This is a genomic window from Oleiphilus sp. HI0066, from assembly GCF_001635725.1.
The window spans coordinates 1-958 of the sequence record NZ_LWFH01001575.1 but is presented as its reverse complement, the minus strand read 5'-3'; the positions used below and the strand labels follow the sequence as shown (position 1 = coordinate 958).

The 958-nt window shown below is 42.7% G+C and carries 2 protein-coding genes; one reads left to right on the top strand and one right to left on the bottom strand.

The window, feature by feature from the left end; all coding sequences use genetic code 11:
• On the bottom strand, window positions 1-547 hold a 547-nt coding region (locus A3738_RS24895; protein WP_156504481.1), incomplete at its 3' end, for a PleD family two-component system response regulator.
• Window positions 548-674: 127 nt separating this feature from the next.
• Between A3738_RS24895 and A3738_RS24890 the strand changes: the two genes are divergently transcribed.
• Window positions 675-958 (top strand): DUF520 family protein (locus tag A3738_RS24890; RefSeq protein ID WP_156504480.1); only part of this gene is annotated, 284 nt, incomplete at its 3' end.

Here is a 958-nt window from a genome sequence, read left to right as displayed (position 1 = left end):
CACCACCCCGAGCTTGAGTATGTCTATATAAGCGATCTAATGTTTGCTCAGCGTATTGGCGGTTAGCGAGTCCAAGCAATGGGTCGATGCTTGGTTTTTCCTGTAGAAGGACAATTTCAGCGCTTAATGATTTTTGGCGCTCTAATGCATTACTTAGCTGGCGGGCGATGCGTAATCCTGCCCTGACGCGGGGAATAAGTTGATGATTTATTTCAGATTTGAAAATGAAGTCATCTAAACCTTTAGAAAGAGCTTGTTGCACGCTTTCTTCGTCATCTTTACCTGTCATCAACAAGCAATACGTGAAAGTAGAACGTGACAGATTGTCGGCTTTTATTTGCTCGCACAACGCTATACCGTCGATGTCGGGCATTATCCAGTCTGAGATGACTAAGTCAGCTGGACGCTCGGCAATAAGGCTAAATGCATCATTCGCATGATGCGCTACTCGAATATCAGTGAAGCCATGTTCACTCAGTCGTTTCCTAACAATCGCTGCGCTAAATTTAGCGTCATCAACGATGATAATGGATGAATTAATGGGCATTTTCCTTTCCCTTATATTTTATTATCTCTACATCAAGCGCTGTGTTGGGACGTTTCCCAATTAGTCGTTCTTGTGTAGACTTTGTCCGATCCTAGTTGATATTCAGTTTATTTTAACGGAGAAATATATGCCATCTTTCGACGCTGTCTCAGAAGTAGATATGCATGAAGTCACGAATGCTGTAGATCAAGCAAAGCGTGAGCTAAGTAACCGTTGGGATTTTAAAAACGTCGACGTAGATATCGTGCTTGAAAATAGCAAACTAACGTTTTCTGCAGAGCAGGATTTTCAACTAGAGCAAGTTGTAGAAGTTGCGAAGATGGCTTTAGCTAAGCGTAAAGTTGATTCCCGAGCCATGGTAGAGGCGGGAGATAGCAAGGCCGGTAAGCTAGTAAAGAAAACCTTTGATTT